The sequence below is a fragment of the Streptomyces sp. NPDC054961 genome (assembly GCF_053609145.1).
On sequence record NZ_JBSGWY010000002.1, the window covers coordinates 1 to 1,803 of the forward strand.

General features: G+C 73.4%; 2 protein-coding genes. One reads left to right on the forward strand and one right to left on the reverse strand.

Annotated elements, in window-relative coordinates:
* Positions 1-134: 134 nt before the first annotated feature.
* Positions 135-776 (reverse strand): vitamin K epoxide reductase family protein, encoded by a 642-nt coding sequence (locus ACWF9Z_RS02205; protein WP_453596546.1) that lies wholly within the window; start codon positions 774-776, stop codon positions 135-137.
* 192 nt (positions 777-968) lie between these two features.
* Here ACWF9Z_RS02205 and ACWF9Z_RS02210 point away from each other — a divergent pair.
* A partial coding sequence (locus ACWF9Z_RS02210) for a DUF6227 family protein (RefSeq protein WP_453596548.1) occupies positions 969-1,803 on the forward strand: 835 nt, incomplete at its 3' end.

Below are 1,803 nucleotides of genomic sequence, written 5' to 3' on the forward strand. Positions count from 1 at the left end.
CTTTTCGCCGGCCTCTTGTGGGGGGGCGGCGCCCCGGGGGCCGGGGGGGGGGGTGTTTACTCCCCACCGGGGTTTGGTGGGGGGGCCCGCCAGAGCTTCCAGCTGCCGGGGCCCTCGCGCGTCGTCCGCCGCCCTCAGCCGGTCCAGAACTCCCACCACCGGGTCAGGATCAGCATGCCGATCACTCCGACGTGCAGGGCCGGCGGGGCCCAGCCGAACTCGGCGAAGAAGCCCCGCAGGGGTGCGGGGGCCGGGAGGATCCCCGTGCGGACGACGTGGGCGGTGACCGCCCAGAACATCAGCAGGGTGGCCACCCAGGTCAGGCAGCACCACAGGCAGAGCGCGTTGATCTCGTAGAGCGACTGGGCCATGAGCCAGGAGCAGAAGCCGACCCCGAAGAGCATTCCCGCGTCGAGTCCCAGCCAGAACCAGCCGCGGTGGCGGGCGCCCGCCAGCAGGCCCGCGCCGACGCACACGACCGCCCCGTAGGCGACCAGCCCGAGCAGGGGGTTCGGGAAGCCGAAGGCCGCCGCCTGGTCGCTCCGCATGACGCTGCCGCAGGAGACCACCGGATTGAGGCTGCAGGCGGGCTTGAAGTCCGGGTCCTCCAGCAGCAGGAACTTGTCGAGCGTGATGATCCAGGCGGCCAGCACCCCGGCGGCCCCGGTGAGCACCAGCAGCCAGGCCAGCGAGCGGGGGGCGGCGAGCGGCTGCGCGTCGTCGCGGTTGCGGGGCTGCCCTTGCTGGCGGGGGACGCCCACGGTATTCGTTGCCATGTGGCCCATAGTCCCGCCTTCCGCCCGATACCCGGTCCAACCATGCCCATATGTACGGAGGTTGACCTGAAGGGATGGCGGGAACCCCTGATGCGTCCCGGACGTTTTACCGAACCCCGGACGTGATGTCAGACCCAGGGGCTACGTTGAGCTCCCACGAAGTCACAAGCTGCGACGGCCTGGAGACCCACCTTGAGCGATCCGTACGAGACAACCGAGGCGCACCTCGAGCGACTCCTGGGACGCGCCCTCAACTCCTACGACCTGCCCGACCGGTTGGTCGAGCGCCTCGGCAGGGCGCTCGCCCACAGCTCTTCGCTCCACACCACCCGCCGGCATCCCGGGGCCGACGGGTGGCGGGAGATCCAGCGGCACACGTACCTGCTGGCCGACGGCGATTCGGTGGCCCTGTGGGAGCTGGCGCACCGCCGGGAGGGCGACCGGGCGATCCGGTACGAGGTCTTCGCGAGCCGGGCCGAGATATGCCTGGCCGTGGCGCAGCTGTTCGACGAGGTCCCCTCGGAGGTGGCGCGGGACCTGACGGAAGCGGTGCCCGAGGAGGAGTCGCCGAGCGATCTGGCTGTGCTCAGCGCCCTGTTCGCCCATCCGACGCCGGCCCAGCGGCACCGCGAGTACGCCGTGGAGGAGTCCGCGGACCACGCCCGCCGGGTGCTGCGCCGCGCGGAGAACACCGACCGGCCGGGCGCGCGGGTGGCGCTGCTGCTGCGGACCGCGTGCGCGCACCGGATCACCCAGGCGTTCGGCACCCGGCAGTACCTGACGGACGGCCGGGACGCCGGATTCAGCCTGTACGAGCACGCGTTCGTCCTGCGGAACGGGAGCGAGATCAGCCTGTGGGAGGTCGAGCACACGGCGACGCCGGACGGGCGGCACATGTGCGAGGTGTACGCGACGGAATCGGCCGCGGGGGGGGGGGGGGGGGGGGCGCGCGCCGCGGGGGCGGGGGGGGGGGCGGGGGGGCCGCGCCGCGCGCGCGCCGCCCCCCCCCCCCCCCCCCCCCCCGCGC

Excerpts from the sequence above, each read along its gene's own strand:
- ACWF9Z_RS02205 (WP_453596546.1), bottom strand. The coding sequence starts at position 776 with ATGGCAACGAATACCGTGGGCGTCCCCCGCCAGCAAGGGCAGCCCCGC.